The following is a 23,406-nucleotide window of genomic DNA, read 5'->3' as shown; positions in this document are numbered from 1 at the left end:
TCCTCTCTGGAAAGGGACATGGTTTGAGGGATCTCCGGACGGGACGTCAGGAGATCAGGACGTCAGGAGATCCGGGAGAAACCCGCCCACTCCTTGATCGCGAACTTCGACCCGCTGCGCGCGACCTCCATCGCCCCTCGGCCGCCGAAGTGCGCAGGGAGGACGAGCGCGTTGTTCTCGGCGGCGCGGCCGAGCAGCCTGCGCCGGGTCGCGCGGGACTCCGCCGGGTCCTCGCAGAAACAGGAATTGGTCTCCGGCTCCGCGATCTGCAACGCGGTGTGCACCAGATCCCCGACGAACAGGGCCTGGTCGCCGCCGGACTCCAGGGTGAGCACGGACGAGCCGGGAGTGTGCCCGGGAGCGAGATCGAGCCGCAGATTCCCGTCGATCCGGTACGTCCCCTCCCACAGGTGTGTCAGCCCCGCCGCGTGGACCGGCGCGACGCTGTCCTCGAACACGTTCTGGTTCCCCCGGCCCAGTACGCTCCTGTGCCCGTTGGCCGGGTCCCAGAACTCGAAGTCCCGCCGGGGCATCAGATACGTGGCGTTCGGGAAGGTCGGCACCCAGTCCCGGCCGTCCAGGCGGGTGTTCCAGCCCACGTGATCGACGTGCAGATGGGTGTTGACCACGACGTCGACGTCCTCGGGCCGCACGCCGGCAGCGGCGAGGTTGTCGAGGTAGCCCGTGTCCAGGCGGCTCCACACCGGCGCGTAAGGACGGTCCTTGTGGTTGCCCACGCCGGTGTCCACGAGGATCGTGCGCCCCTCGCTGCGCAGCAGCCAGGACTGGATCGCCGTACGGCACTCGTCCGCCTCCGGGTCCCAGAAGTCGGGCACCAGCCAGTCGCGGTGCTCGTCCCACGAACCGTCGGGGCTGCCCGGGAAGAACTGGCCCGGCGCCAGCCCGGTCGAGCCGTAGAACTCCTTGACGCGGGTGACGGTGACGTCGCCCAGGGTGATCTGGTCGGGGTCCTGATCCATGCCGTGATCCATGCTCTCGTTCATGTTCTGATCCATGCGGTCCGTCCTCGGGTCCGGGGTACGCGGCCGAACGGGCGGCCGAATGAGACCGATCCTGGACACCCGGACGGGCACCAACCACTCCCGGCTTGTCCTACCCCTCGCAGGGTGTGGCAGGGACCGGGCCGCCACCGAATACTGGGGCGATGAACGGACCAGGCCCACTCGGCGCCTTCCTCCAAGCCCGACGGGCGCAGCTGCGGCCCGAGGACGTCGGCCTGCGCGACCTCGGGCCCCGCAGACGGGTGGCCGGGCTCCGGCGCGAAGAACTGGCCCAACTCGCGGGCGTCAGCGTCTCCTACTACACCCGGCTCGAACAGGGCCTGTCCCGCGGGGCCTCCGCCGAGGTACTCGACGCCATCGCCGGCGCACTCCTGCTCGACACCCACGAGCGCGCCCACCTCGACCGGCTCGCCGACACCGCCCGCCACACGCCCCGGCCACGCCGCCCACGGCCCGAGAAGCTCGCCGACGAAACCCGGGACCTCCTCCGCGCCGTCGACGGCGTCCCCGCGATCGTGCTCGGCCGCCGCACCGACGTCCTGGCCTGGAACACCCTCGGACACGCCCTGCTGGCCGGCCACCTCGACGTCCTCAGCCCGGACGACCCGGCACGACGACCGAACATGAGCCGGATGCTCTTCCTCGACCTGCACTGCCGAGACCTGTACGCGGACTGGGAACGCAAGGCACGCGCGGTGGTCGGCAACCTGCGCATCGCCGTCGGCAGACATCCGGAGGACGCGCTGCTCGCGGGTCTGATCGGCGAACTGACCATGAAAAGCCCGGAGTTCGTCACCCTGTGGGCAGACCACCGCGTAGTGCCGTGCGACGCCTCGTCCTACGAGCTGCACCACCCCGTCGTCGGCACGGTCACGGTGACCCAGCAGACCCTGTCCATCGCCCGCTCACCAGACCAGGCGCTCATCGTGTGCACCACCCCCGCCAACTCCCCCTCCGAACAGGCCCTCACCCTCCTCCGCCAGGCCGCCGTCGGCCGGGCGCGGCACGCCTGGGGCGCTGGCGCTCCCCAGGCGTAGGCCGGGCAAGCGCCGCGGTCCCGGGCCCGCGGTAACGGCGCCGCCCCGGCCTCTGCTACGCGGGGCGCGGCGGAGCTCGCGGTCTTCCCCGAACCGCCCGCGATCCTCCGAGCAGCCAGCACCGACACGGCCAGGCGGACGCAGGCCACAAGCGCCCGCGCAAGGCCAAGAGCACCAAGCGGACCTCGAAGGCGCGCAACGGCTTGAAGCCCTCCCCCGACCGGCGGCAGGAACTCACCAGCCACCGCCCTCGGCGACAGCAAGGGACATCACCGGGAGGCTGAGGACCCCACATGGACGTCGACCGTGAATACAGAGTGGAGCAACCCCGCGAGCGCGGGGCCGACATGGGCAGCACCCAGTCCAGGCGTACCCAGCCGGAGCAACCCCCGAGAGCCCGGGGCCGATGACGGTGATGACGTGCTTCTGCTGCTCGCGCAGGAGCAATCCCCGCGAGCGCGGGGCCGACCGCGCGGGTCAACTCGGCTTTCGTGTACATGTAGAGCAACCCCCGCGAGCGCGGGGCCGATGACTACGTCCGCTGGTCCCGGAAGCCGCAGGCGGAGCAACCCCCGCGAGCGCGGGGCCGATAACGCCCGCATCCGCCGGGAGCTGACCGACACCGAGCAACCCCCGCGAGCGCGGGGCCGATAGCGGATCGCGGGCTCGAACCGTGTCCGCACGGGAGCAACCCCCGCGAGCGCGGGGCCGATTCGCCGCGGACCGGTGAGTACTCCTCCCACCGGGAGCAACCCCCGCGAGCGCGGGGCCGATTTCCTGCTGCTGTTGCAATCGCAGGCGGCGGCGGAGCAACCCCCGCGAGCGCGGGGCCGATTACGTGGAAGGCCTCGCCTGGGATCGGCGGTGGGAGCAACCCCCGCGAGCGCGGGGCCGATCTGGCGGGTGGTCGGGCCGGACCGGGACCACCCGAGCAACCCCCGCGAGCGCGGGGCCGATCAGTAGAGACCGGGCAGCGCCCACGTGTCCCAGGAGCAACCCCCGCGAGCGCGGGGCCGATGACGCCGTGATGTGCGGGGTGGTGATCACCGTGGAGCAACCCCCGCGAGCGCGGGGCCGATCACGGGTACGGCGCCGTAGTCGACTTCACGGTGGAGCAACCCCCGCGAGCGCGGGGCCGATACTTCCTGACCTGCAGTGATTAGCGGGCGAGGGGCCTGATTGATTCAGTTCGATCGGTAGAGGCGCCGTCGAACAGCCGATGCGTCGCTGCCATCTCTCCTTGCCCCAGGGCTGGTTGTCAGTGTCGTTGCCTACGCTCTCGAAGCGTACTCGCACGTGGAGGTCAAGACGATGGCTGAGGATTGTTGGCAAGGGAAGATGATGCGAAAACAGAACCGCGACAGCCGACCGGCTCGCGGTAGCCCCCTCGGGGAGCCAAACGGCATCGCCCTGCGACGGCCTCCCGGAGGCCGCCGGGCAGGGCCCCGGCGCCTCCGAGGGGCGAGGTCAGTGGTCGATCGAGTCGATCAGCTCGCGGGCGCCGTCGCGGATCAAGGTGGCGGCGACCCCCACGCCGAGCGCTTCCGGGCTGAGCTGGCCGGCCGATTGGCGGGCTTCCAGCACGGTGGCGCCGTCCGGGGAGAAGACCATCGCGCGAAGGCCCAGGTGCCCGTCCTCGAAGGCGCGGGCGAACCCGGCGATCGGGCTGTTGCAGTGCCCGCGCAGGGCGTTGAGCAGGGCCCGCTCGGCGGTGATCTCCCGCGTCGTGGCGCGGTCGCCGAGTGGGGTGAGGAGGTCGATCAGGTCGGCGTCATCCTCGCGGCACTGCAAGCCGAGCACGGCTGCCCCCAGCGGCGGGCACATCTGCTCGACGGTCAGGACCTGGCTGATCCGGTGTTGTTCACCGATGCGCTCCAGCCCGGAGGCGGCCAGCACCAGAGCATCGACCTCCCCGGCTTCCAGGACCGCCAGCCGCAGGTTCGCCGTCCCCCTGATCGGCACCAGGTCCAGGTGGGGGTGGCTGCGGGTGAGCTGGGCGACACGCCGCACCGCCGAGGTGGCGACCCGGGTGCCGGGCGGCAGCTGGTCGAGGGTGAGGCCGCCCGGGTGGATCAGGGCGTCACGAATGTTCGCCCGCTCGGGGTGGGCCGCGAAGACGGTGCCCGGGGTGACCAGCGGGTCGCCTGCCACGTCCTTCATACAGTGCACCGCAAGGTCGCACACCCCGCTCAGCAGGGCTTCCTCGATGTCGCCGGTGAAGGCGCCCTTGTCGTGCAGTTCGGCCTGTTCGCCGGGCTCGCGGTCGCCGGCCGCGACGAACGCCACCAGCTTGGTGGTCACGTCGGGGTGGAGTGCGGCCAGGTCGGCCCGGACGCTTGCAACCTGGGCTAGCGACATGGCCGAGGCGCGGGCGCCGATGCGGATCGTGCGGCGGGTGGACGGCATTCGATCTCTCCAATCACGACTCCGACAAACCGTCGGAAAAAGGTAGGCCCGTGTTCGAGTAGAATGCGGTCAACATCTCTTCAGGTGCCGGGAGTTCGGGAATGCGGACGCTGATTGTCGGATCGCGGGCCAGTCACCTCGCGCGAGCGCAGGTCAGGGAGTTCCTGGCGCCGTTGCGGGACCGCTTCCCCGACGTCGAGTTCCGGCACCAGGTGATCCTTGAAGGCGGTGACCGGGACCGGAAGACGGCCCTGTCGCAGGTGTCGGCCCACTCGGGCGGCTCCGCGTTCTCCACCGAGCAGGAAGCCGCGCTGGTGCGGGGTGAGGTGGACGTGATCGTCCACTCGTTGAAAGACCTGCCGACCAGCAACCCGCCCGGCCTGGTGCTGCTGCCCCCGCCCGGCCGCGAGGACGTGCGGGATGCGTTGTGCGGCTCGACGCTGGCCGACCTGCCGCAGGGTGGCCGGGTCGGCACGTCGGCGGCCCGCCGGATCGCCCAGCTGCTGCACGTCCGCCCGGACCTGGTCTTCGTGCCGATCCGCGGAAACGTGCCGCCCCGGCTGAACAAGCTCAAGACGATGAACCTCGACGGCGTCGTTCTGGCGGCGGCCGGGTTGGTGCGACTCGGCTTGGACGGCGCGATCGGCGAGTTGCTGCCGCTTGGCCAGTTCCCCCCGAGCCCCGGTCAGGGGGCGCTCGGGATCCAGATCCGCGAGGACAACGAGCTGGCCCGCGAAATTCTGGCCGACACCGGCGACCTGGTAGTGGACGCGGAGGTTCGGGCCGAGCGGGCAATGCTCGGCGAACTGCACGGCGGGTGCTCGGTTCCGGTCGGCGCCTACGCGAAGGCCGCCGGCGACACGCTGTCGCTGCACGCGCAGGTCACCTCCCTGGACGGGACGAACCAGGTCGAGGCCAGCTTCTCCGGCCCCGTCTCGGAGCCGGAGAAGCTGGGCATTCAGGTGGCCGGCCTTCTCCTGGACCAGGGCGCCGAGGCGATCCTGTCGGAGATCCGCCCGGCCGCTCAGCCGGCCAGCAGCCGCGCGAGGTCAGCAGCGGCATAGGTGATGATCCGCTCGGCACCCGAGCGCTTGAGCATCATGAACAGCTCCAGCAGCGGGCGGAAGTCCCGCCGCCCGGTGCCCGGATCGAACGGGGCGAGCCGGGTGTACTCGCCGGAGACGGAGAACGGCATCAGCGGCGCCGCGGTCTTCTGCTTGAGGGTGGTGAGCACATCCACCGAGAGCATCCCTGGTTCCAGCAGCAGCATGTCGGCCCCCTCGCCGACGAAAGCCAGACCGGTGTCCACCGCGGTTTCCGGCTGGCGCGGGCTGATCTGGAACGGTCGGTGGGCACCGGAGGCCGGGGTGGCCCGCATGGTGGCCCGGTAGCCCTCGTAGAGGGCGGAGTCGAAGATCAGATGGGGCATGGTCGCCACGTCGCGGTGGCCGTTCTCGTCCAGGGCTTGGCGCACGCAGGAGGTGGTGCCCCGGACCATCGCGGCCGGTCCCACGATGTCGGCGCCGGCCTCGGCCTGGATGACGGCCTGGGCGGCGATCATCGCTGCTGTGCGGTCCAGGTCGATCCGGCCAGCGCTGGTCAGGTGGCATTCGCCGGTGTCGGTGTGGCCGCACAGGCAGTTCTCGGTCATCACCGCGATGCCCGGCTCGGCGTCCTTTGCGGCGTGGATGGCCCGCACCATCAGGCTGTCGGGTGCGACGGCGCCGGACGCCTCGGCGTCGCGATGCAGGCTGTTGGCGAACACCTTCACCGAGCGGACGCCCAGGGAGGCCAGGTCACGCACCGTCTGCGGGATCTCGGCGACCGTGACGGTCGGCATCGGCCGGTCGGCGTCCTCGCTGTCCTCGCGGACCAGTAGGACCATCGACAGGTCGGCCGCCGTGAGCGAGGGGCCCTCCAGGAAGCTGCGGACGGCCGCCCGGCCGTGCAACCGGGCGGGGTCCGTGATCGCTGTGCTGTGCTGGGTGGTGGTCATGTCGTCCTCTCGATCATGGCTGTGGGCAAGGGCGTCAGCGGGTGCCGGTGCCGGTGCCGGTGCCGGTGGCGGCCAGGGCGGGCGGGTGTATCGGCGGGCGGCGGTGGCGGCCAGGGCGGGCGGGTGTATCGGCGGGCGGCGGTGGCCCGACAAGCGGCGGGCCACTGCGCGGGCCGCCCTGCGGGGGTGGACGAGGAGCTGGCGGCGGGTGAGCGGCTGCTCGGGCAGGGCCACCTCGGCCCAGACCTTCTTGCCCCGTACGGTGTGCTCGGCCCCGTGGGCGAGGGCCAGGCGCTCGACCAGGAAGATGCCCCGGCCGGCCTCCGCGTCCGGGCCCGAGACCTGGTGGCGGGGCAGGGCCCGCGAGCCGTCGTAGACCTCGATGATCAGGCGACGCAGGTCGAGGTTGGCGTGCACCCCGACGGTGAGCATCGCTCCGCTGGTGTGCCGCACCGCGTTGGTGACGAGTTCCGAGATCACGGTGTCCAGGGCCAGGCGGCTGTCGTTGTCCGTGCGGACCCCCCACTGTTTGATCAGCCGGCCGAGCCGCTGGCGGCTCATGGGGACGGAGACGGGATCGCGGACCAGGAAGAAGCTGCTGTTGCACACGCGCATGTCGAAGGAACCCTTCGGGGCGTCAGGCCGGAGCTGGGGGCTTGGGGGTGCCGTGCGGAGGGAAGGGCCTGATCTCGCCCGATCTCTACTCGGCTGGTACACAGTCAACTACAGCCCGTAGTGGTGCCGGTGGTGCCAGCAGGGGGTGCATTTCTCGCACGGGGGCCGCTTTGGGGGGCCAGGATTGGGCACCAGTCAGTCAAAGGCTTGGGGGACGGGCATGATGGCACCAGACGGCATCGGCGCCGTGCTGAGGCGGATCCGGGAGACCGCCGAACTCACCCGCGACGAGCAGGCCCTGCTCTTACAGGACGCTCAAGGCGGCACGTGGTTCGACCCGGAGAACCTGAAACGCTGGGAGACCGAGCGACGTCTGCCCACCCCGAGGTGGCACCAGCTGCTGGCCGACGGGTACGGGCTCTCGGTGGAGGAGGTCGCCCGAGCAGTGGCCACCTCGCGGCGCTGGCGCAGGCTCCACCAGCAGCCGGTCGAAGACGAAGGAGAGGAGGGTACGGCGGTGAATCGACGACAGTTTCTCGGCGCGGCGGCACTGGCGACAGGTGTCGCCGCGCTGCCCGGCATCGCGGAGGCGCGAGAGGGGATCGACGCCGGACTGTCCGGCTCCGACGCTGGCGACCTCGCCTACCTCGACGGGGCGTTCGAACGCCACCGCGGCGGCTACCACGGTCGGGCGCCCGGGGTCGTGCTGACACAGATGCGCCAGGACCTCGGTCTCCTGCAAGACGTCCTCAGCCGCCCGCACCCCGCCGGCACCCGTACCGACCTGGCCCGCACCGCGGCTGGGATCACCGGACTGGTTGCGATCATCCAGCACGACCGGGGTGACCAGCGCGACTCCCACGGCTGGTTCGCCACCGCCGAGAAGGCCGCCCGCGAGTCCGGTGATCGGCACATGCTGGCCTGGGTCCTGGCCCGGCACGCGATGGTCCCGCTGAACTACGGCGCCCCGAACGCTGCCGCGAACCTGGCTATCTGCGCTCGTCGCGAGGCAGGCCGAACCCCCACGGCCGCCGCAGCTCTGGCCGCCGCCGTCACCGCGCGCGCCCTGGCCTCCATCGGTGACCACCGAGGGGCCCTTCGCGCGGTCGCGGACGCCCGTAACATCGCCGAACACCTGAACTCCGCGCAGGCCGCCGACACCTGGTTCGGCTACCCGCTCCAGAAGCATCACGTCCACCTGTCCCAGGCGTTCACGCTGATGGGCCGCACCCGCGAGGCGAACGCCGAACAGGATGCAGCCCTCGCCCTCACCAAATCGCCGTCCGTCATGACCCGGGCCCTGCTGACCATGGACGCCGCGACCTGCCTGAGCATGGACGGCGACCCGGCCGCCGCCGCTGACATGGCCGTTGGGGTCTGGCAGCAGCTGCCAGCAGCGTTCCGGGACGGGCTGGTCCGGTCCCGCGCCGAGGCCCTTCACCGCACCCTCGCCGGCCTCGCCCACGACCGACTCGGCGAAGCTCTCGCCAGCTGACCGACCCGGATCCGGTGGGGGCGGGCGCCGGAGGAGCCCCCACCGGGGCTCCCGCGCGGCCGGAAGCCCAACACCTCCGATGGAAGGACACTCGCGCCGCCGTTCGGCCAGACGCAGCGAAACGGGCGAGGCACCGCCGCATCGGCCGAAGGCCGATGCACCACCTGCGGCCGACAGCTGAGAGGACGCCGACCGCACACCATGTGAGAGATGCTGGCCGACCCCAAGAACAGCCGCTTCGCATCCCCCGGTTCGCCGGTCTCAGCCCAACCGCTCGCCAGCCGGGGCATCATGACTGCATGCAAGTTGAAGCGATATCAGCGCTTGCAGCATCAGGGGCCGCGATCCTCGGGGTGCCCGCTGCCTTGATCGTCGGCCTGCGGCAGACTCGCGCTGCCCAGTCGGTGTCGAGTCGATCGTGCGCGGTCCCGTGGTGTTGTACTCGCGGGTCATCTGTGCGTCGTGTGCGGACCTCGGCCATCTGGTGGGGACGTTCGGCAACGGGTGGGGCTGAGGCCCCATCATGGGTGACCCGGCAGGACAGTCACAGAGAGGACGCCATGAGCGCGACCATCCCCCCTAAACGCCAGGGCGCTTGGAGTCGGGGCCGCCGTGAGACCGGGGGCCCAAACCGCGGGCGGCATCCCCTGATGCCGCCGCCGGGCGAGATCCCGATCCCGGCGGACGAGGAGATCGAGGAGGACGACATGACCCCGCAGAAGGACCCCAGCGGCGGTTCGGGCGGAATCGGTGGCCCGAAGGCACCGCCGGCGGCACCGAAGACCCCGCCGCCGCCGGCCGACCCGCTGCCGAACCCCGAGAAGTGACTCCCCGGCCGGCCGGCCGTACGGCGGTGCGGCCGGCCAGTGCTACTCGTCGAGGAACAGACGCCAGAGCGGGATTCCGATCGCGCGGGCGATCGCGCTGAGCTGGTCGAGCGTGGGCGGGACGAGGCCGGAGTAATCCGCGCGAGCGCGGGGCCGAGCCGTTCTGCGCCGTCAGCTTGGCCAGGCGGTCGGAGCAACCCCCGCGAGCGCGGGGCCGACGTTGCGCCAGGTGTGAGTGAGGGTTCGCCGTCAGAGCAATCCCCGCGAGCGTGGGACCGACCCGGCGCCGGTCACCTCGACCCGCCCGCACCACGAGTACCCCCCACGAGTGCGGGGCCGACGAGTACTTCCCCGACCAGGTCCTCGCCGACGAGGAGCAATCCCCGCGAGCGCGGGGTCGGCGGCGCGGAAGAGCGCATCGACGCCAAGCGCAAGGAGCAATCCCCGCGAGCGCGGGGCCGACGCCGAAATGCGCAAGCGCGCCGACTACCAGCGGGAGCAACCCCCGCGAGCGCGGGGCCGATTGGGCTACCGAGTTCTCGCTGGGGTCCCAGGAGGAGCAACCCCCGCGAGCGCGGGGCCGATGCGGTTGAGCTTCCCCATGATCTCCTTGACGCTGAGCAACCCCCGCGAGCGCGGGGCCGATTTAATGGCTACCTCGTCGTAGAGCCGCCAGACCGAGCAACCCCCGCGAGCGCGGGGCCGATGGCCGCCAGCGACACCAACTCCCCGAAGGGCGGGAGCAACCCCCGCGAGCGCGGGGCCGATGTCATGGACCTGGAACAGCAGGCCTTCCTCTGGGAGCAACCCCCGCGAGCGCGGGGCCGATGTCATGGACCTGGAACAGCAGGCCTTCCTCTGGGAGCAACCCCCGCGAGCGCGGGGCCGATAAGGCGACGTCCGGCGGCGGGCGCAACGAAGTCGAGCAACCCCCGCGAGCGCGGGGCCGATGCGAGCGGGTCGTACTGCGCTACCTCCGCGGCGGAGCAACCCCCGCGAGCGCGGGGCCGATCTTGCCATGCCGCTCGTAGTAGAGCCGGGCCAGGAGCAATCCCCGCGAGCGCGGGGCCGATTCCGGCCCGCCACGGACACTGTCGTCGCTGCCGGAGCAATCCCCGCGAGCGCGGGGCCGATACTTCCTGACCTGCAGTGATTAGCGGGCGAGGGGCCTGATTGATCCAGTTCGATTGGTAGAGGCGCCGTCGAACAGCCGATGCGTTGTTGCCATCTCTCCTTGCCCCAGGGCTGGTTGTCATTGTCGTGGCCTACGTTCTCGAAGCGTACTCGCGCGTGGAGGTTGAGACGATGGTTGAGGGTCGTTGGCAGTGGTATCCGCCCGGAGCCGGGGGCTGGCTGGGCGTACCGTGGGGTAGGTCTGCAGGGCAGAGCGTGGGCGGCGGTTGATGCCGGGTACCGTCACGGTATGACGATCAGTGACTTCGTTGTGGTGACGACGACCCATGATGACGAGGCAAAGGCCCGTGGACTCGCTTCGGCGGTGATCCGTGACCGCTTGGCCGCGTGTGCGCAGGTCTACCGTGTCCAGTCCGTCTACTGGTGGGACGGCGCGGTGCAGGACTCCGCCGAGTGGCGGATCGACTTCAAGTCCCGGGTGAGCCTGGCTGATCGGCTGTGCGCGCGCATCGTTGAGCTGCACTCCTACGACACGCCGGAGGTCGTTGGGGTGCCGGTGATCACTGGATCGCAGGCGTACCTGGACTGGGTGGCCGCAGAGACGCGAAGCTGATCAGTAGTTACTCGAAGGAGGCCCGGATCTCGTCTCGAAAGGCCTGGGCCGCCGACGATGCCGGGAGCCGGTCGGCCCGTGCGGACAGCCGTACTCGACCCATGGTCGTCTCGGTTTCGAGCGTGGCGGCGAGGGCGCGGCGGCCGATCTCGACGGCCTGGTCGACGGCGCCCGCCGTGAGGTAGCCGGCCGCGACGTCTCCGAGCACTGCGACCCTGATCTTCCGGTCGTCCTCGCCAGCGTGCTTGGCGGCAGAGCCCTGTCGGGGAGCAATCCCCGTCGTGAGCGCGGGGCGACTATGCGCGCGGGTTTCGCGAGTGTGCCGTGTAAGGGCAACCCCCGCGAGCGCGGGGCCGACGCTGCTCGACGTACGCCTCGCCCGCGTGGCTGTGGAGCAACCCCCGCGAGCGCGGGGCCGACGCTGCTCGACGTACGCCTCGCCCGCGTGGCTGTGGAGCAACCCCCGCGAGCGCGGGGCCGAGCTCTCCTTTCCTGGCGGGCCGACAGGTCCAGTGGAGCAACCCCCGCGAGCGCGGGGCCGACGGCGCCGGGTACCGGCAGTGGTGCCTGTATGCGGAGCAACCCCCGCGAGCGCGGGGCCGACCACACCCCGGCCCCCGGCTGGACCCGCGCCGACGAGCAACCCCCGCGAGCGCGGGGCCGACCGCGAGAACCCTGAAATTCGCTCGGTCCCCCGGGAGCAACCCCCGCGAGCGCGGGGCCGACAACGCCTTGAGCTGCGCCTCGACTGCTTCGGCCGAGCAAACCCCGCGAGCGCGGGGCCGATGCCGCGACCTTCCTCGTCGGCAGCTGGGGACTGGAGCAACCCCCACGAGCGCGGGGCCGATCGCTCGGCCAGCTCGGGGTCGGACGCGAAGATGGAGCAACCCCCGCGAGCGCGGGGCCGATGCCCTGAGCGGCCACCATTTCCACCACGTCCGAGAGCAACCCCCGCGAGCGCGGGGCCGATTGATCCAGCATCGTGGCGACGCTGTCGTACGTGGAGAAACCCCCGCGAGCACGGGGCCGACCAGCAGGCGGGGCTCGGCAACGTCCACCTCGCCGAGCAATCCCCGCGAGCGCGGGGCCGACGTCCGTCAGGCCAGCCCCCAGTGCTCCCGGCAGGAGCAATCCCCGCGAGGCCGACCCAAAGACCAGGAGAAGGAGCAGACAGAGGGGGGAGCAATCCCCGCGAGCGCGGGGCCGATTGCTCGGCGTGGGATTCGGTCACAGGGCACCAGGAGCAATCCCCGCGAGCGCGGGGCCGATGTGCCGGCAGTGGGGACCGCACCCGTCGCCACGGAGCAATCCCCGCGAGCGCGGGGCCGATAGCAGCTGTACACCGTGCACCATGCCATAGGCGGAGCAATCCCCGCGAGCGCGGGGCCGATCCGGCGGCGGCTGCCGCGGTGGCGATGGCGATGGAGCAATCCCCGCGAGCGCGGGGCCGATTACGCCCGGCCCAAGCCCCACGAGATCGAGGCGGAGCAATCCCCGCGAGCGCGGGGCCGATCAGGTGACCGACGGCCGACGCGGCCGGGCCCGGGAGCAATCCCCGCGAGCGCGGGGCCGATCAGGCGGCGGCAAGTGCGGTCAGGACCTCTGCGGAGCAATCCCCGCGAGCGCGGGGCCGATTGGAAGCACCACTCCCGCGAGGTGAAGACGTGGGAGCAATCCCCGCGAGCGCGGGGCCGATCTTGAGTGGTACGGGATTCCCGACCGCAACCGAGAGCAATCCCCGCGAGCGCGGGGCCGATCCCGCGGTCACGGGCGGTGTCGACGGGCGTCAGGAGCAATCCCCGCGAGCGCGGGGCCGATGCTTTCTGACCTGCGGTGATTAGCGGGCGAGGGGCCTGATTGATTCAGTTCGATCGGATGGCAGACCGGAGGGGAGTCGATGTATGACCGTCATATTTCTTTGCTCCGAGGCGAGTTGTCAGTGCCGTGTCCTACGCTCTCGAAGCGTACCTGCACGTGGAGGTTGAGACGATGGTTGAGGATCGTTGGCAGTGGTACCCGCCCGAGGTCAGGGGGTGGCTGGGTGCGCTGTGGGGTAAGTCCGCCGGGCGGGCTGGGGGGACGGCCAACCTTCTGCTGTCGCACATGCTGGACACTGCGGCGGTGGCAGAGATTGTCTGGGACCGTTACCTGCCACCGGTGACGCGGTGGCGTCTGGACGCTCTGGCGGGGGGTGCGGGTAAGGGGCGGCGTTTGTTCGCCTGGTTGTGTGGGATCCATGACTGTGGCAAGGCCACCCCGGCGTTTCAGCATCTCGATGCCGCCGGCGAGACCGCGGTCCGTCAAGCGGGGCTCACCTGGGACAAGTACGCGGTGAAGGGCTCGTCTTGGCGGCATGAAAAGGCCGGTGGCCGGGTGCTGAGGGCGCTGCTCGCTGACGCGAAGTGGTCGCAGGAGCAGGTCGGTTGGGTCTGGCCGCTGGTCGCCGGCCACCACGGGCTGATCCCGACGTTGGGGCAGCTGAGCCCGCCGAAGAAGAACGAAAAGCTGCAGGGAATCGGCCGGCCCTGGAAGCTCGCGCAGTCGGCGCTGGTGGAGGTGTTCTCGCGGGAGCTCGGCTATGAGGGGGAGTCGCCGCTGGCCGCGGTGGAGCCGGTGCTGGTGCCGAGCCGGGCGGCGCAGCTTCAGCTGTCCGGCTTCGTGGTGATGGCGGACTGGATCGCCAGCGACGAGCGGCACTTCACGGGTGTGTCCGACCTGGCGAAGGTGGCGATGCCTCAGGCGCGGCAGCGGGCTGTGGCGGCGTGGTCGAGGCTCGAACTGCGCGGTGGATGGGGAGCGTTGGCGGCGCCCGGCCCGGAGACGTTCCGGGACCGGTTCGGCCACGGGACCAGGCCTTCGCAGGAGTTGGTCCTCGACGTGGTGCGTCGGATGGGCGGGTCCGGTCTGGTGATCGTCGAGGCGCCGATGGGGGAGGGGAAGACGAAGGCGGCGCTGGCGGCGGCCGAGCTGATGGCAGCGCGTCACGGTGCGGACGGGGCGTTCCTGGGCATGCCGACCCAGGCGACGGCGGATCCGATGTTCACCCAGGTCCGGTCGTGGCTGCGCGAGGTCGGCGATGGGCTGGAGGGCCAGGTCGCGCTGCTGCACGGCAAGCGGATGTTCAACAAGGAGTGGCGCGGCCTGCTGGAGGGCGCGGGGGAGTGGGGGCAGGACGCCGACGACCCCTTCGCTTCGGTGGGGGAAGACGAGTTCGGCATGCAGACCGACTGCTTCGACGGCTGCGCGGACGGGGAGCGCCGGGCCCCCGCCGAGTGGTTCCTCGGCCGCCGCCGCGGGTTGCTGAGCCCGTTCGCGGTCGGCACCATCGACCAGCTCCTGTACGCCGCGACCCGTACCAAGCACGTGATGCTGCGGATGGCCGGCCTGGTGGGCAAGGTCGTGATCCTCGACGAGGTCCACGCCGCCGACGTCTACATGTCGCAGTTCCTGCTGGAGGGCCTGTGGTGGCTCGGGCAGGCCGGCGTGCCGGTGGTGCTGCTGTCGGCGACGCTGCCGCCGGAGCAGCGGCGCCGCCTGGTCGCCGCCTACCTGGCCGGTGCACGGTCGGCGGAGGCCTCGGCGGCCCTGGAGCTGCCCGAGCCGGAGGGCTATCCGAGCGTCACGGCGGCCTGGGCGGGGCCGGACGGGCGGCCGGAGTTGTTGGTGGAGAGCACCGCATCCTGGCGTGAGGATCTTCAGGTGCGGGTCGAGGTGCTCGATGAACAGCCGACGCGGACCGACGCCCAAGTCGCGCAGGATGCCGCCGTGGTCGACTATCTGAAGGAGCGGCTGGTCGACGGCGGATGCGTGCTGGTCATCCGGAACACCGTGGCCCGCGCCCAGTCCACGTTCGAGGCCCTCCGCAAGGAGTTCGGCGCTGATGTCCGGCTCCTGCACGGGCGCCTGCACGCCGGCCACCGGGCGGACCGTACGCAGGAGGTGCTGAAGCTCCTCGGACCACCGGCCGAGGGATCCGGGCGTCCCGGCAGGATGATCGTCGTCGCGACCCAGCTCGCGGAGCAGTCCTTCGACGTCGACGCCGATCTGCTGATCACCGACCTCGCTCCGATGGACCTGCTCCTCCAGCGCATCGGACGCCTCCACCGCCACGACGGCGTGCAGCGCCCCCGCCGGCTGTCCCGGCCCACCGTTGTCATCACCGGTATCCGCCTCGACGACGACGGCGTGCCGCAGATCCTGCGCGACTCCGAGGGGATCTACGGCCGCTACCTCCTGCTGCGCACGGCCGCCGAGGTCGAACGGGCGGCGAAGGCCGACGCAGGCGCGTGGAGCATCCCCGGCCAGGTGCCGGACCTGGTCGCCCGGGTCTACGGCACCGATCCCGTCGTCCCGGCGGAGTGGGCCGAGGTCGAGGCACAGGCGCGACAGGACTGGGAGAAGCGGCAGGCCAAACGCCGTGAGGAAGCCGCCCAGTACGTCCTGACCCGCGCCGGGGAGCACGGTTCGCAGACTCTGGCCGGTCTGCACTACGGAGCCCACGGCACGCTGGCGGAGGGGCAGTTCGAGGCACTCGTCCGGGACGGGGACCGGAGCGTGGAGGTCGTGCTGGTGCGCCGCACCGGGGAAGACTTCCACGCGATGACGGGCCGTAAGTTCGGCCCCAACGGGACGGTCGCGGCCGAGATGGTGGACGACGTGCTCTCCGGGACGGTGCGCCTGCCCACCAAGCTGACAAAGGCTGCCGAGCAGGCGCTCGGTCCGCTGTCGGGCTGGCGCGACCATCCATGGCTGCGATACAGCCTGGCCCTCGAACTCGACGAGCGCGGGGACGCCGCCCTCGGTGACTTCCAACTGCGCTACGACGACCTGCTCGGCCTCGTGGTGAGCGGAGGGCCCCAGCGTGCCCCGGTACCGATAAAGGCGAGGGGGTGAGTCGAACAGGCGTCGCCCCACCCCCTCAACCCCGCGACCGCGGGGCCGACTTGCAGCCGACCAGGGCCGGAAAACACGGCCACGGGCCATCCCCGCGCACCAAGGCAGGCGGGGCCGGGGGCAATTCAAGCATTCACCCCACAACAGGCATCCGCCGGTGCCACGATGAACCAGCAACAAGCTAAACATGGCTAGTTGGGAGATCAGCGCGTGCCTGGGTACAACCTTGTCGACGAACCGTGGCTGACGGTACGACCCGTCGGTGGCGGGCCCCCCGTGCAGGTGGGGATCGCTGGGGCCCTGGCCCGGGCCCACGAGTTCGAGGGCCTCGTCGTCGAGTTCTCCACGCAGTTCCCGGCTGTCCTGCGCCAGGTCCTGCTGCCCGTCGTCGCCGATGCGACCGGCGCGCCCCAGAACCCCGGGGAGAAGGGTGAGCGGCTCACCCGCGGCGGATTCACGAAGGACGAGCTGGGCAGCCTGGAGACCTACCTCGCCGATCACCACGCGAAGTTCGACCTCTTCGACCCCGCCGCCCCGTTCGGGCAGGTCGCCGGGCTGCGCACCGCCAAGGACGAGACGAAGGGCTCCGCCGCCCTGGTGGCGACCGCGGCGAGCGGCAACAACGTCCCGCTGTTCGGCACCCGTACCGACGCGGACCCGCTCGACCTGACGCCGGCCCAGGCCGCCCACTGGCTCGTGCACGCCCACTGCTGGGACACCGCGGCGATCAAGACCGGCGTCGTCGGCGACGACCAGGTCAAGGCGGGCAAGACGACCGGGAACCCCACCGGCCCGCTCGGCCAGCTCGGCGTCATCATCCCCACCGGGCGCACCCTGTACGAGACCCTCCTGCTGAACCTTCCGCTCACCCCGCCCGACAACCTCGGCCTCCCGCAGTGGAAACGCGGCCCGCACGGCCCCGCCTGGCAGCCCCGCGCGGCCGAAGGCCTCCTCGACCTGTGGACCTGGCAGGCCCGGCGGATCCGCCTCATCCCGCACCAGGACGAGGCCGGGCAGCTGAAGGTGGCCCGGGTCGTCATCAGCGCGGGGGACCGGCTGACGCCCATGCCCGAGCAGGAGCCCCACACCGCCTGGACCTTCACCGCCCCCGCCAAGAAGTCCGCCTCCGCCCTGTCCGAGCGCAGGCCGCGCCGCCACACCCAGGGCAAGGCCGCCTGGCGCGGTCTGGAGGCCCTTCTCACGCCCACTCGCCAGGGCCCCGACGGCGGCTTCGAGACCAGCATCCTGCTCGACCAGATCAGCGCCCTGCAAGAGGACGACCGACTCCCCGCCGACTACCCGCTGCAGGTCGAGACCTTCGGCATGGTCTACGGCACCCAGTCCGCGATCGTCGAGGACGTCATCCACGACGTCATCCCCCTGCCGCTGCTCGCCCTCCAGCAGGACAGCGAAGCCCAGCTGCTCCTCCTGGACGTCGCCGAGCAGGCGGAACGGCTCGCCCAGGCCGTCAGCAACCTCTCCGCCGACCTGCGCCGGGCCGCCGGAACGGACCCCATCCCCTGGGACAAGGGCCAGCGACCGGGCGAGCTCCTCCTGCACACCCTCGACCCCCTGGTGCGCCGCCTGCTCGCCGGCGTCTGCACCGCCGGCGCGGACGACGAGGCCCTGGAGCGGGGCCGGCTCGCCTGGGAACAACTCGCCCACCGCCAGGCGTGGGACGTGGCGAACACGCTCCTGCTGGCCGCACCCGCCACCACCTTCGGCGGCCGCACGATCAGCCTGGGCGGCAAGGCGGGCAAGACGCAGACCTACCGGCTCGGTACCGCGGGCGCCAACTTCCGGCGCCGGCTCGACGAGATCCTTCCCCGGTACGCCGACGCCGTCCGGGAAGCGGCCGCCGTACGGGAAGCGGCCGCCGCGCGGGCGGCCGAGACCGGCCCCGCCCTCGACCACGACCCCGGAGCGGACTTTGACGACTGAGCACACCGCCGGCGCCGCCGCTGAGCACGCCACTGCCGCTGAGCGCATCGCCGCCGCCCGAAGGCGCCGGTACTGGGACGAGTTCACCGGCCCCGACCACAACTGGCGGTACGACCCCCGCACCAAGCAACCACGCCGGCCGCCCGGCGAGGACCTGGCGGCCCTGCGCTCCGGCCTCGGGCGCCCGGTCATGGACAGCCCCAAGATGTGGCCGCTCTACAGCTGCGAGGTCAACGACGTCCTCGCGCTGCGCGACGAGGTGTCCGACGAGCAGAAGGCCGAGCACGCCGCGCTGGCTCTCTACGGCCTGCACCAGCAGAGCCAGTCCAAGCCGATGCACCGCCGTGGCGTCAAGCTCGGGGAGGCGCTGCGAGTGCTGCGCCGCAGCGGCAAGGTCAGCGAGGAGGCGCTCGACACCCGGGTCGCGCAACTCGCGGGCGCCACCAGCGTGTCCGCGCTGCTGGTCCACCTGCGTGGGCTGATCACCCAACTGCGTTCCATCACGCAGCCGTTGGACTACAGCCACCTGATGGCCGACATCCAGGCCTGGCACAGCACCGACCGGCGCCCGCAGGTCCGCCTCAAGTGGGCGATCGGCTACCAGGCGTGGAAGGACAAGACGCCCGCCGACTGAGCGCCCGACACACCCGGACCACCACCCCCGAGGAGAAGCGCATGACCGCCCGCCTCTACATCGACGTCCACATCCTGCAGACCGTCCCGCCGGCCAACCTCAACCGGGACGACAACGGCAACCCCAAGGAGGCGTACTTCGGCGGCAAGCGCCGCTCGCGCGTCTCCTCCCAGGCCTGGAAGCGCGCCACCCGCATCCACTTCGCCGAGAGCCGCGACCGGCAGGACCTCGCCACCCGCACCAAGCGGATCGCCGCCCAGCTCGCCAAGGGCATCGCCGAGCGCGCCGGCATCGAGGCCGAGGACGCGCAGCGGATCGCCGACGCCCTGATCAAGTCGACCGGGATCTCCGCCGGCAAGAAGGAGGGCGACACCGCCTACCTCCTCTTCTACGGGCGCCGCCAGCTGGACGGCATCGTCGACCTGGTCGCCGACACCGCCGCCGACCTCGCCGCCCTCGACGCCAAGGCATTGGAGGAGGCCGTCAAGGCGCTGCCGGTCAAGGAGCAGTTGCAGAGCGGCCACCCGGCCGACGTCGCGCTGTTCGGCCGGATGGTCGCCGACATCCCCGGCCTGAACGTCGACGCCGCCACCCAGGTGGCGCACGCGATCTCCACCCACGCCGCCGAACTCGAATTCGACTACTACACGGCCGTCGACGACGAGAACACCGCCGAGGAGACCGGCGCCGGCATGATCGGCACCATCGGCTTCAACTCCGCCACCCTCTACCGCTACGCGACCGTGGGCCTGCACCAGCTGCGCGGCAACCTCGGCGACGACAAGGCCGCCGTCGACGCCGTCGACCTGTTCGTCGACTCCTTCGCCCGGTCCATGCCCACCGGCTACGGCAACTCCTTCGCGCACCGCACCCGCCCCAGCCTGGTGGCCGTCGTCGTGCGCGCCGACCAGCCCGTGAACCTCGTGTCCGCGTACGAGAACCCCGTCCCGGCGAGCCGGGGCATCGTCGCCGAGTCCGCGCGCCGCCTCGCCGTGGAGTTCGCCACCGCCACCGAGCAGTGGGGAGACAGCCCGCTGTACGTCGGCATCTGCCACACCCTCGGTGCGGACACCGGCGCCGCCGAGTCCGCGCAGCAGCTGGCGGAGGCCTTCGGCGCGAACCGCACCTTCACCGAGCTGCGCGACGGCCTGCGCACCGCCCTCACCGAGGGGGTGAACGACAACTGATGCCCGCCGACCTGACCCCCGTACCGGCCCCGCAGGGCGAGGCGCAGGCGGTCCTCGTCCTGCGCCTGGCCGGGCCGCTCCAGTCCTGGGGCGACCGCAGCGCCTTCAACCGCCGCGACACCCCGCCCCAGCCGACCAAGTCCGGGGTCGTCGGCCTGCTCGCCGCCGCCGCCGGACTTCCCCGCGAAGCGGACATCACCGGCCTGGTCGGCCTGCGCCTGGGCGTGCGCATCGACCAGCCCGGCACGCTGCTGCGCGACTACCACACCGTCAGCGACTACCGGGGCCGCCCGCTGCCGCAGAGCGGCGTCAACGCCAAGGGCGTCCAGAAGCCGACCTCCCCGGCCAAGGACACCCACGTCACCCACCGCTACTACCTTCAGGACGCGGTGTTCGTCGCCGCCGTCCAGGGCCCGGCCGGCCTCGTCGCGACGCTCGCCGAGGCGATCCGCCGCCCCGCCTTCCCGCTCGCCCTCGGCCGCCGCTCCTGCGTCCCCACCCAGCCGATCGCCCTCGGCACCGTGCGCACCGGAGCCCTGGAGGACGTGCTGGCGGACGAGCCCTGGCAGGCGGGCACCGCCGCCAAGGCCGCCTACCGCCGACGGGCCGAACGCGGTCCGGATCCGTTCTCGCCCCACCGGATCGACCTGGCCGCGACCTTCGACGACCCGGCCGGCGACGACACCTTGCAGGACGTCCCGCGCTCCTTCGCGCCCCGCGAACGCGGCTTCACCACCCGGCGGATCCGCCACGCCTGGCTCAACGTCCCCACCGGCCTCGCCCCGTCCGCGCTGTTCGCCCCGTCTACCCTGTCTGCCGCGCCCACCACGACCGCCCAACCGGCCACTGCGGCCGGCGGCCACGACCCGTTCGCCCTGCTGGGCTGGTGACCAGATGACCTACCTTTCCCGCGTCCGCATCAACCCCCTGCGCGCCGCCAGCCGCACCCTGCTCGCCAACCCCCGCGCCCTGCACGGCGCCGTCACCGCAGGCATCCCCGACCCCGCCGCCGGCGACCGGATCCTCTGGCGCCTCGACGCCGACCACCCGCGCCGCCCCACGCTGCTGGTCCTCACCCCCTCCAAACCCGACTGGACCCACATCGTCGAACAGGCGGGCTGGCCCGACGCCGAAGGCGAGCACTACGCGGTCCGCGACTACAGCCCGCTGCTCGCCCAGCTCGCCGTCGGCCGCGAATTCGCCTTCCGGCTCAAGGCCAGCCCCGTCCAGAACACCTCCAAGCCCGCCAAGGCGAGCCCGCACCGCACCAAGACCGCCGCCGAACTCCACCACCGCTCCTACCGCATGGCCCACCGCACCGCCGCCCAGCAGCTCACCTGGTTCCTCGAACGCACCCAGCGCTGGGGCTTCACCATCCCCGAAGCGCGCACCGACAGCGCGGCCCCGGGCCTCGAACCGCCGGCCTCGGACACCCCCGCAGAGGCGCAGCAGCCCGCCCGGGAGGCCCGGATCACCGACCGCAGCCGCAACACCTTCACCAAGCCCGGCACCCGCAGCCCGGTCACCCTCACCACCGCCACCTTCGAAGGCCGGCTGCGCATCACCGACCCAGGGCTCCTCCAGGCCGCCCTCCTCGGTGGCATCGGCCCCTCCAAGGCCTACGGCTGCGGCCTGCTCACCCTCGCCCCGCTGCCGACCGGACACCACTGACCGATGGCCGACATCTGGTGGAAAGCCCACCCCCACGACCTGCACCGCCTCGCCGACCGCGTCTCCAGCGTCTACGTCGAGCGCAGCCACATCGACCGCGACGAGAACGCCGTCGTCGTCATCAACAAGCGCGAGACCGTCCGCGTCCCGGCCGCCATGGTCGCCGTGATGCTCCTCGGCCCGGGCACCCGCATCACCCACGGCGCCGTCAACCTGCTCGCCGACTCCGGCACCACCGTGTGCTGGGTCGGCGAGCAGGGCGTGCGGATGTACGCCGCAGGACTCGGCCCCAGCCGTGGCGCGGCCCTCCTCAACCGGCACGCCTGGCTGGTCAGCCGCACCAAGGAACGCCTCGCCGTCGCCCGGACCATGTACCGCATGCGCTTCCCCGGCGAGGACGTCAGCGCCGCCACCATGCAGCAACTGCGCGGTCGCGAGGGCGCCCGCATCCGCAAGCTCTACCAGGCCGAGTCCCGCCGAACGGGTGTTCCCTGGAACGGCCGGGTCTACAAGGCCGGCGACGCCCACGCCGCCGGCGACGACCTCAACCGCCTCCTGTCGGCCGCCAACGCCGCGCTCTACGGGATCTGCCACGCGGTCATCACCGGCCTGGGCGCCAGCCCCGGCCTCGGCTTCGTCCACACCGGCCTGGCGACCTCGTTCGTCCTCGACATCGCGGACCTCTACAAGGCCGAATACACCATCCCCCTCGCCTTCGACCTCGCCAAGCAGGGCCACACCGAGGAGCGCGACGCCCGGCTCGGCCTGCGCGACCGCATCGCCGAGGACAAACTGCTCGGCCGCATCGTGAACGACGTCAAGGCCCTCCTCAGCCCGGACGGCACCGAGATGCCGGACGTCGAGGTCAACGAACTCTGGGACGAACGCGTCGGCACGGTCCAGGGCGGCGTCAACTGGTCCGGGACGGAAGGCACGCCGACGCCCCCGGTCTCCGACCCAGGAATGGGAGACGAACACCTGGCCATCATCGGCCCGGAGTTCACCCAGGACACGGACAGCCCATGACCGTCATCATCCTCATCGCCGCCCCCGAAGGCCTGCGCGGCCACCTCACCCGCTGGATGGTCGAAGTCAACGCCGGCGTCTTCGTCGGCACCCCCAGCCGCCGCATCCGCGACCGCCTCTGGGACCTCCTCGCCACCCGCATCGGCGACGGCCAAGCCGTCCTCGTCGAACCCGCCACCAACGAACAGGGCTGGACCGTCCGCACCGCCGGCAAGGACCGCTGGAAGCCCGTCGACTTCGACGGACTGATCCTCTCAGCCCGCTCCCGCCGATAGACTCGCAGGTCACGAAGCGTAGGCCCCGCATGCGCGGGGATTGCTCCCCCGAAGGAGGCGTGGCGGCCGAAATCAATGGATCGGCCCCGCACGCGCGGGGATTGCTCCGGGTGGAGCACGATTCCGATCGGCGGGAAGTAGCCATCCCCGCAGGCGCGGGGGATGGGCTGCTTCAGGGGCGAAGTGCCCGGTGGAGGGCCTGTTTTCAGATGTGCGGTGCTCTGGGAGCATGGTGCGATGGATCATCGGCAGATAGTCAGTTCCGGCTCGCCTCTCGAACCTCAGATCGGCTTTTCCCGGGCAGTCCGCAAGGGGTCACACGTTGCAGTCGCGGGGACTGCTCCCATCGGGGACGGTGGGACGACCGTGGGGAAGGGCGATGTGTACGCCCAGACTGTCAGGTGTCTGGACATTGCGGAGGCCGCGCTGAAGGAGGCGGGGGCATCGTTGGGGGACGTTGTGCGGACCCGTCTCATGCTCACCGATGTGACGCGTTGGAAGGAGGCCGCGCGAGCGCACGGGGAGCGGTTCGCGTCGGTCCGTCCGGTCTGCACCGTCGTTGAGGTCTCACGCTTCATCGATCCCGAATGGCTCGTTGAAGTGGAGATCGACGCCATCCTCGACTGATTCCGGA

General features: G+C 71.5%; 18 protein-coding genes and 3 CRISPR repeat arrays. Of the genes, 14 read left to right on the top strand and 4 right to left on the bottom strand.

What is annotated here, in order from left to right; genetic code table 11:
- Nucleotides 1-62 precede the first annotated feature (62 nt).
- Entirely contained in the window at nt 63-980 is a 918-nt protein-coding gene (locus ACFWPT_RS11630) for an MBL fold metallo-hydrolase (protein WP_380481418.1), read from the bottom strand.
- A 185-nt stretch (nt 981-1,165) separates the two neighbouring features.
- Here ACFWPT_RS11630 and ACFWPT_RS11625 point away from each other — a divergent pair, with 185 nt between their 5' ends.
- Nucleotides 1,166-2,059, top strand: coding sequence for a helix-turn-helix domain-containing protein (locus ACFWPT_RS11625; RefSeq protein ID WP_380481376.1), 894 nt, complete (start codon nt 1,166-1,168; stop codon nt 2,057-2,059).
- Between the two features lie 319 nt (nt 2,060-2,378).
- Nucleotides 2,379-3,199: a CRISPR direct-repeat array (repeat unit 28 nt; unit sequence GAGCAACCCCCGCGAGCGCGGGGCCGAT).
- Nucleotides 3,200-3,526: 327 nt separating this feature from the next.
- Here ACFWPT_RS11625 and hemC (ACFWPT_RS11620) read toward each other — a convergent pair.
- Nucleotides 3,527-4,465, bottom strand: a complete 939-nt coding sequence (gene hemC, locus ACFWPT_RS11620; protein WP_380481374.1) for a hydroxymethylbilane synthase — start codon at nt 4,463-4,465, stop codon at nt 3,527-3,529.
- A gap of 101 nt (nt 4,466-4,566) precedes the next feature.
- Between hemC (ACFWPT_RS11620) and hemC (ACFWPT_RS11615) the strand changes: the two genes are divergently transcribed.
- A complete protein-coding gene (gene hemC, locus ACFWPT_RS11615; RefSeq protein ID WP_363377503.1) occupies nt 4,567-5,529 on the top strand; it encodes a hydroxymethylbilane synthase in 963 nt (320 codons plus the stop codon).
- Here hemC (ACFWPT_RS11615) and ACFWPT_RS11610 read toward each other — a convergent pair.
- Nucleotides 5,490-7,076, bottom strand: a complete 1,587-nt coding sequence (locus ACFWPT_RS11610) for an ATP-binding protein (protein WP_380481371.1) — start codon at nt 7,074-7,076, stop codon at nt 5,490-5,492. The genes hemC (ACFWPT_RS11615) and ACFWPT_RS11610 overlap by 40 nt on opposite strands.
- Nucleotides 7,077-7,296: 220 nt before the next feature.
- Between ACFWPT_RS11610 and ACFWPT_RS11605 the strand changes: the two genes are divergently transcribed.
- The 3 genes from ACFWPT_RS11605 to cutA all read left to right on the top strand — a co-directional run bounded on the left by ACFWPT_RS11605 (nt 7,297) and on the right by cutA (nt 11,145).
- Complete coding sequence (locus tag ACFWPT_RS11605; RefSeq protein WP_380481369.1) at nt 7,297-8,571, top strand: helix-turn-helix domain-containing protein; 1,275 nt, start codon at nt 7,297-7,299, stop codon at nt 8,569-8,571.
- A 650-nt stretch (nt 8,572-9,221) separates the two neighbouring features.
- Nucleotides 9,222-9,398, top strand: a complete 177-nt coding sequence (locus ACFWPT_RS11600) for a hypothetical protein (RefSeq protein ID WP_380481367.1) — start codon at nt 9,222-9,224, stop codon at nt 9,396-9,398.
- A 130-nt stretch (nt 9,399-9,528) separates the two neighbouring features.
- A CRISPR array of direct repeats spans nt 9,529-10,532; the repeat unit is 27 nt; unit sequence GAGCAACCCCCGCGAGCGCGGGGCCGA.
- A 289-nt stretch (nt 10,533-10,821) separates the two neighbouring features.
- Entirely contained in the window at nt 10,822-11,145 is a 324-nt protein-coding gene (cutA, locus tag ACFWPT_RS11595) for a divalent-cation tolerance protein CutA (protein WP_380481365.1), read from the top strand.
- 7 nt (nt 11,146-11,152) lie between these two features.
- Here the strand turns inward: cutA and ACFWPT_RS11590 are convergent, their stop codons facing one another.
- Entirely contained in the window at nt 11,153-11,353 is a 201-nt protein-coding gene (locus tag ACFWPT_RS11590) for a hypothetical protein (RefSeq protein WP_380481363.1), read from the bottom strand.
- 121 nt (nt 11,354-11,474) lie between these two features.
- Nucleotides 11,475-12,963: direct repeats of the CRISPR family, unit length 29 nt; unit sequence GGAGCAATCCCCGCGAGCGCGGGGCCGAT.
- Between the two features lie 171 nt (nt 12,964-13,134).
- Between ACFWPT_RS11590 and cas3 the strand changes: the two genes are divergently transcribed.
- From cas3 to ACFWPT_RS11545, 9 genes are all read left to right on the top strand, one after another.
- Nucleotides 13,135-16,038: a CRISPR-associated helicase Cas3' gene (cas3, locus tag ACFWPT_RS11585; protein ID WP_380481360.1), complete on the top strand. Its 2,904-nt coding sequence runs from the start codon at nt 13,135-13,137 to the stop codon at nt 16,036-16,038.
- Nucleotides 16,039-16,248: 210 nt separating this feature from the next.
- Complete coding sequence (gene casA / locus ACFWPT_RS11580; protein ID WP_380481358.1) at nt 16,249-17,979, top strand: type I-E CRISPR-associated protein Cse1/CasA; 1,731 nt, start codon at nt 16,249-16,251, stop codon at nt 17,977-17,979.
- Entirely contained in the window at nt 17,969-18,613 is a 645-nt protein-coding gene (casB, locus tag ACFWPT_RS11575) for a type I-E CRISPR-associated protein Cse2/CasB (protein ID WP_380481356.1), read from the top strand. Before casA ends, casB begins: the two co-directional genes overlap by 11 nt.
- 41 nt (nt 18,614-18,654) lie before the next feature.
- Nucleotides 18,655-19,800: a type I-E CRISPR-associated protein Cas7/Cse4/CasC gene (gene cas7e / locus ACFWPT_RS11570; RefSeq protein ID WP_380481416.1), complete on the top strand. Its 1,146-nt coding sequence runs from the start codon at nt 18,655-18,657 to the stop codon at nt 19,798-19,800.
- The gene (cas5e, locus tag ACFWPT_RS11565; protein WP_380481354.1) at nt 19,800-20,690 is read left to right on the top strand and encodes a type I-E CRISPR-associated protein Cas5/CasD; all 891 of its coding nucleotides are present in this window, start codon (nt 19,800-19,802) and stop codon (nt 20,688-20,690) included. The genes cas7e and cas5e overlap by 1 nt, the downstream gene beginning before the upstream one ends.
- Nucleotides 20,691-20,694: 4 nt before the next feature.
- Nucleotides 20,695-21,471 (top strand): type I-E CRISPR-associated protein Cas6/Cse3/CasE, encoded by a 777-nt coding sequence (cas6e, locus tag ACFWPT_RS11560; RefSeq protein ID WP_380481352.1) that lies wholly within the window; start codon nt 20,695-20,697, stop codon nt 21,469-21,471.
- 3 nt (nt 21,472-21,474) lie between these two features.
- On the top strand, nt 21,475-22,497 hold the full coding sequence (gene cas1e / locus ACFWPT_RS11555; RefSeq protein WP_380481350.1) for a type I-E CRISPR-associated endonuclease Cas1e: 1,023 nt from the start codon (nt 21,475-21,477) through the stop codon (nt 22,495-22,497).
- Nucleotides 22,494-22,772: a type I-E CRISPR-associated endoribonuclease Cas2e gene (cas2e, locus tag ACFWPT_RS11550; RefSeq protein ID WP_331744407.1), complete on the top strand. Its 279-nt coding sequence runs from the start codon at nt 22,494-22,496 to the stop codon at nt 22,770-22,772. The genes cas1e and cas2e overlap by 4 nt, the downstream gene beginning before the upstream one ends.
- Nucleotides 22,773-23,009: 237 nt before the next feature.
- The gene (locus tag ACFWPT_RS11545) at nt 23,010-23,399 is read left to right on the top strand and encodes a RidA family protein (protein ID WP_363378571.1); all 390 of its coding nucleotides are present in this window, start codon (nt 23,010-23,012) and stop codon (nt 23,397-23,399) included.
- Nucleotides 23,400-23,406 lie beyond the last annotated feature (7 nt).

Source organism: Kitasatospora sp. NPDC058478 (genome assembly GCF_042720345.1).
GTDB lineage: Bacteria > Actinomycetota > Actinomycetes > Streptomycetales > Streptomycetaceae > Kitasatospora.
This window is presented reverse-complemented; position numbering and strand designations above follow the sequence as displayed.

What these genes read in the sequence shown, in the direction of transcription:
- ACFWPT_RS11630 (WP_380481418.1), bottom strand. Translation starts at nt 980, where the DNA reads ATGGATCAGGACCCCGACCAGATCACCCTGGGCGACGTCACCGTCACC.
- ACFWPT_RS11625 (WP_380481376.1), top strand. Translation starts at nt 1,166, where the DNA reads ATGAACGGACCAGGCCCACTCGGCGCCTTCCTCCAAGCCCGACGGGCG.
- hemC (WP_380481374.1), bottom strand. Translation starts at nt 4,465, where the DNA reads ATGCCGTCCACCCGCCGCACGATCCGCATCGGCGCCCGCGCCTCGGCC.
- hemC (WP_363377503.1), top strand. Translation starts at nt 4,567, where the DNA reads ATGCGGACGCTGATTGTCGGATCGCGGGCCAGTCACCTCGCGCGAGCG.
- ACFWPT_RS11610 (WP_380481371.1), bottom strand. Translation starts at nt 7,076, where the DNA reads ATGCGCGTGTGCAACAGCAGCTTCTTCCTGGTCCGCGATCCCGTCTCC.
- ACFWPT_RS11605 (WP_380481369.1), top strand. Translation starts at nt 7,297, where the DNA reads ATGATGGCACCAGACGGCATCGGCGCCGTGCTGAGGCGGATCCGGGAG.
- ACFWPT_RS11600 (WP_380481367.1), top strand. Translation starts at nt 9,222, where the DNA reads ATGCCGCCGCCGGGCGAGATCCCGATCCCGGCGGACGAGGAGATCGAG.
- cutA (WP_380481365.1), top strand. Translation starts at nt 10,822, where the DNA reads ATGACGATCAGTGACTTCGTTGTGGTGACGACGACCCATGATGACGAG.
- cas3 (WP_380481360.1), top strand. Translation starts at nt 13,135, where the DNA reads ATGGTTGAGGATCGTTGGCAGTGGTACCCGCCCGAGGTCAGGGGGTGG.
- cas7e (WP_380481416.1), top strand. Translation starts at nt 18,655, where the DNA reads ATGACCGCCCGCCTCTACATCGACGTCCACATCCTGCAGACCGTCCCG.
- cas5e (WP_380481354.1), top strand. Translation starts at nt 19,800, where the DNA reads ATGCCCGCCGACCTGACCCCCGTACCGGCCCCGCAGGGCGAGGCGCAG.
- cas6e (WP_380481352.1), top strand. Translation starts at nt 20,695, where the DNA reads ATGACCTACCTTTCCCGCGTCCGCATCAACCCCCTGCGCGCCGCCAGC.
- cas1e (WP_380481350.1), top strand. Translation starts at nt 21,475, where the DNA reads ATGGCCGACATCTGGTGGAAAGCCCACCCCCACGACCTGCACCGCCTC.
- cas2e (WP_331744407.1), top strand. Translation starts at nt 22,494, where the DNA reads ATGACCGTCATCATCCTCATCGCCGCCCCCGAAGGCCTGCGCGGCCAC.
- ACFWPT_RS11545 (WP_363378571.1), top strand. Translation starts at nt 23,010, where the DNA reads ATGGATCATCGGCAGATAGTCAGTTCCGGCTCGCCTCTCGAACCTCAG.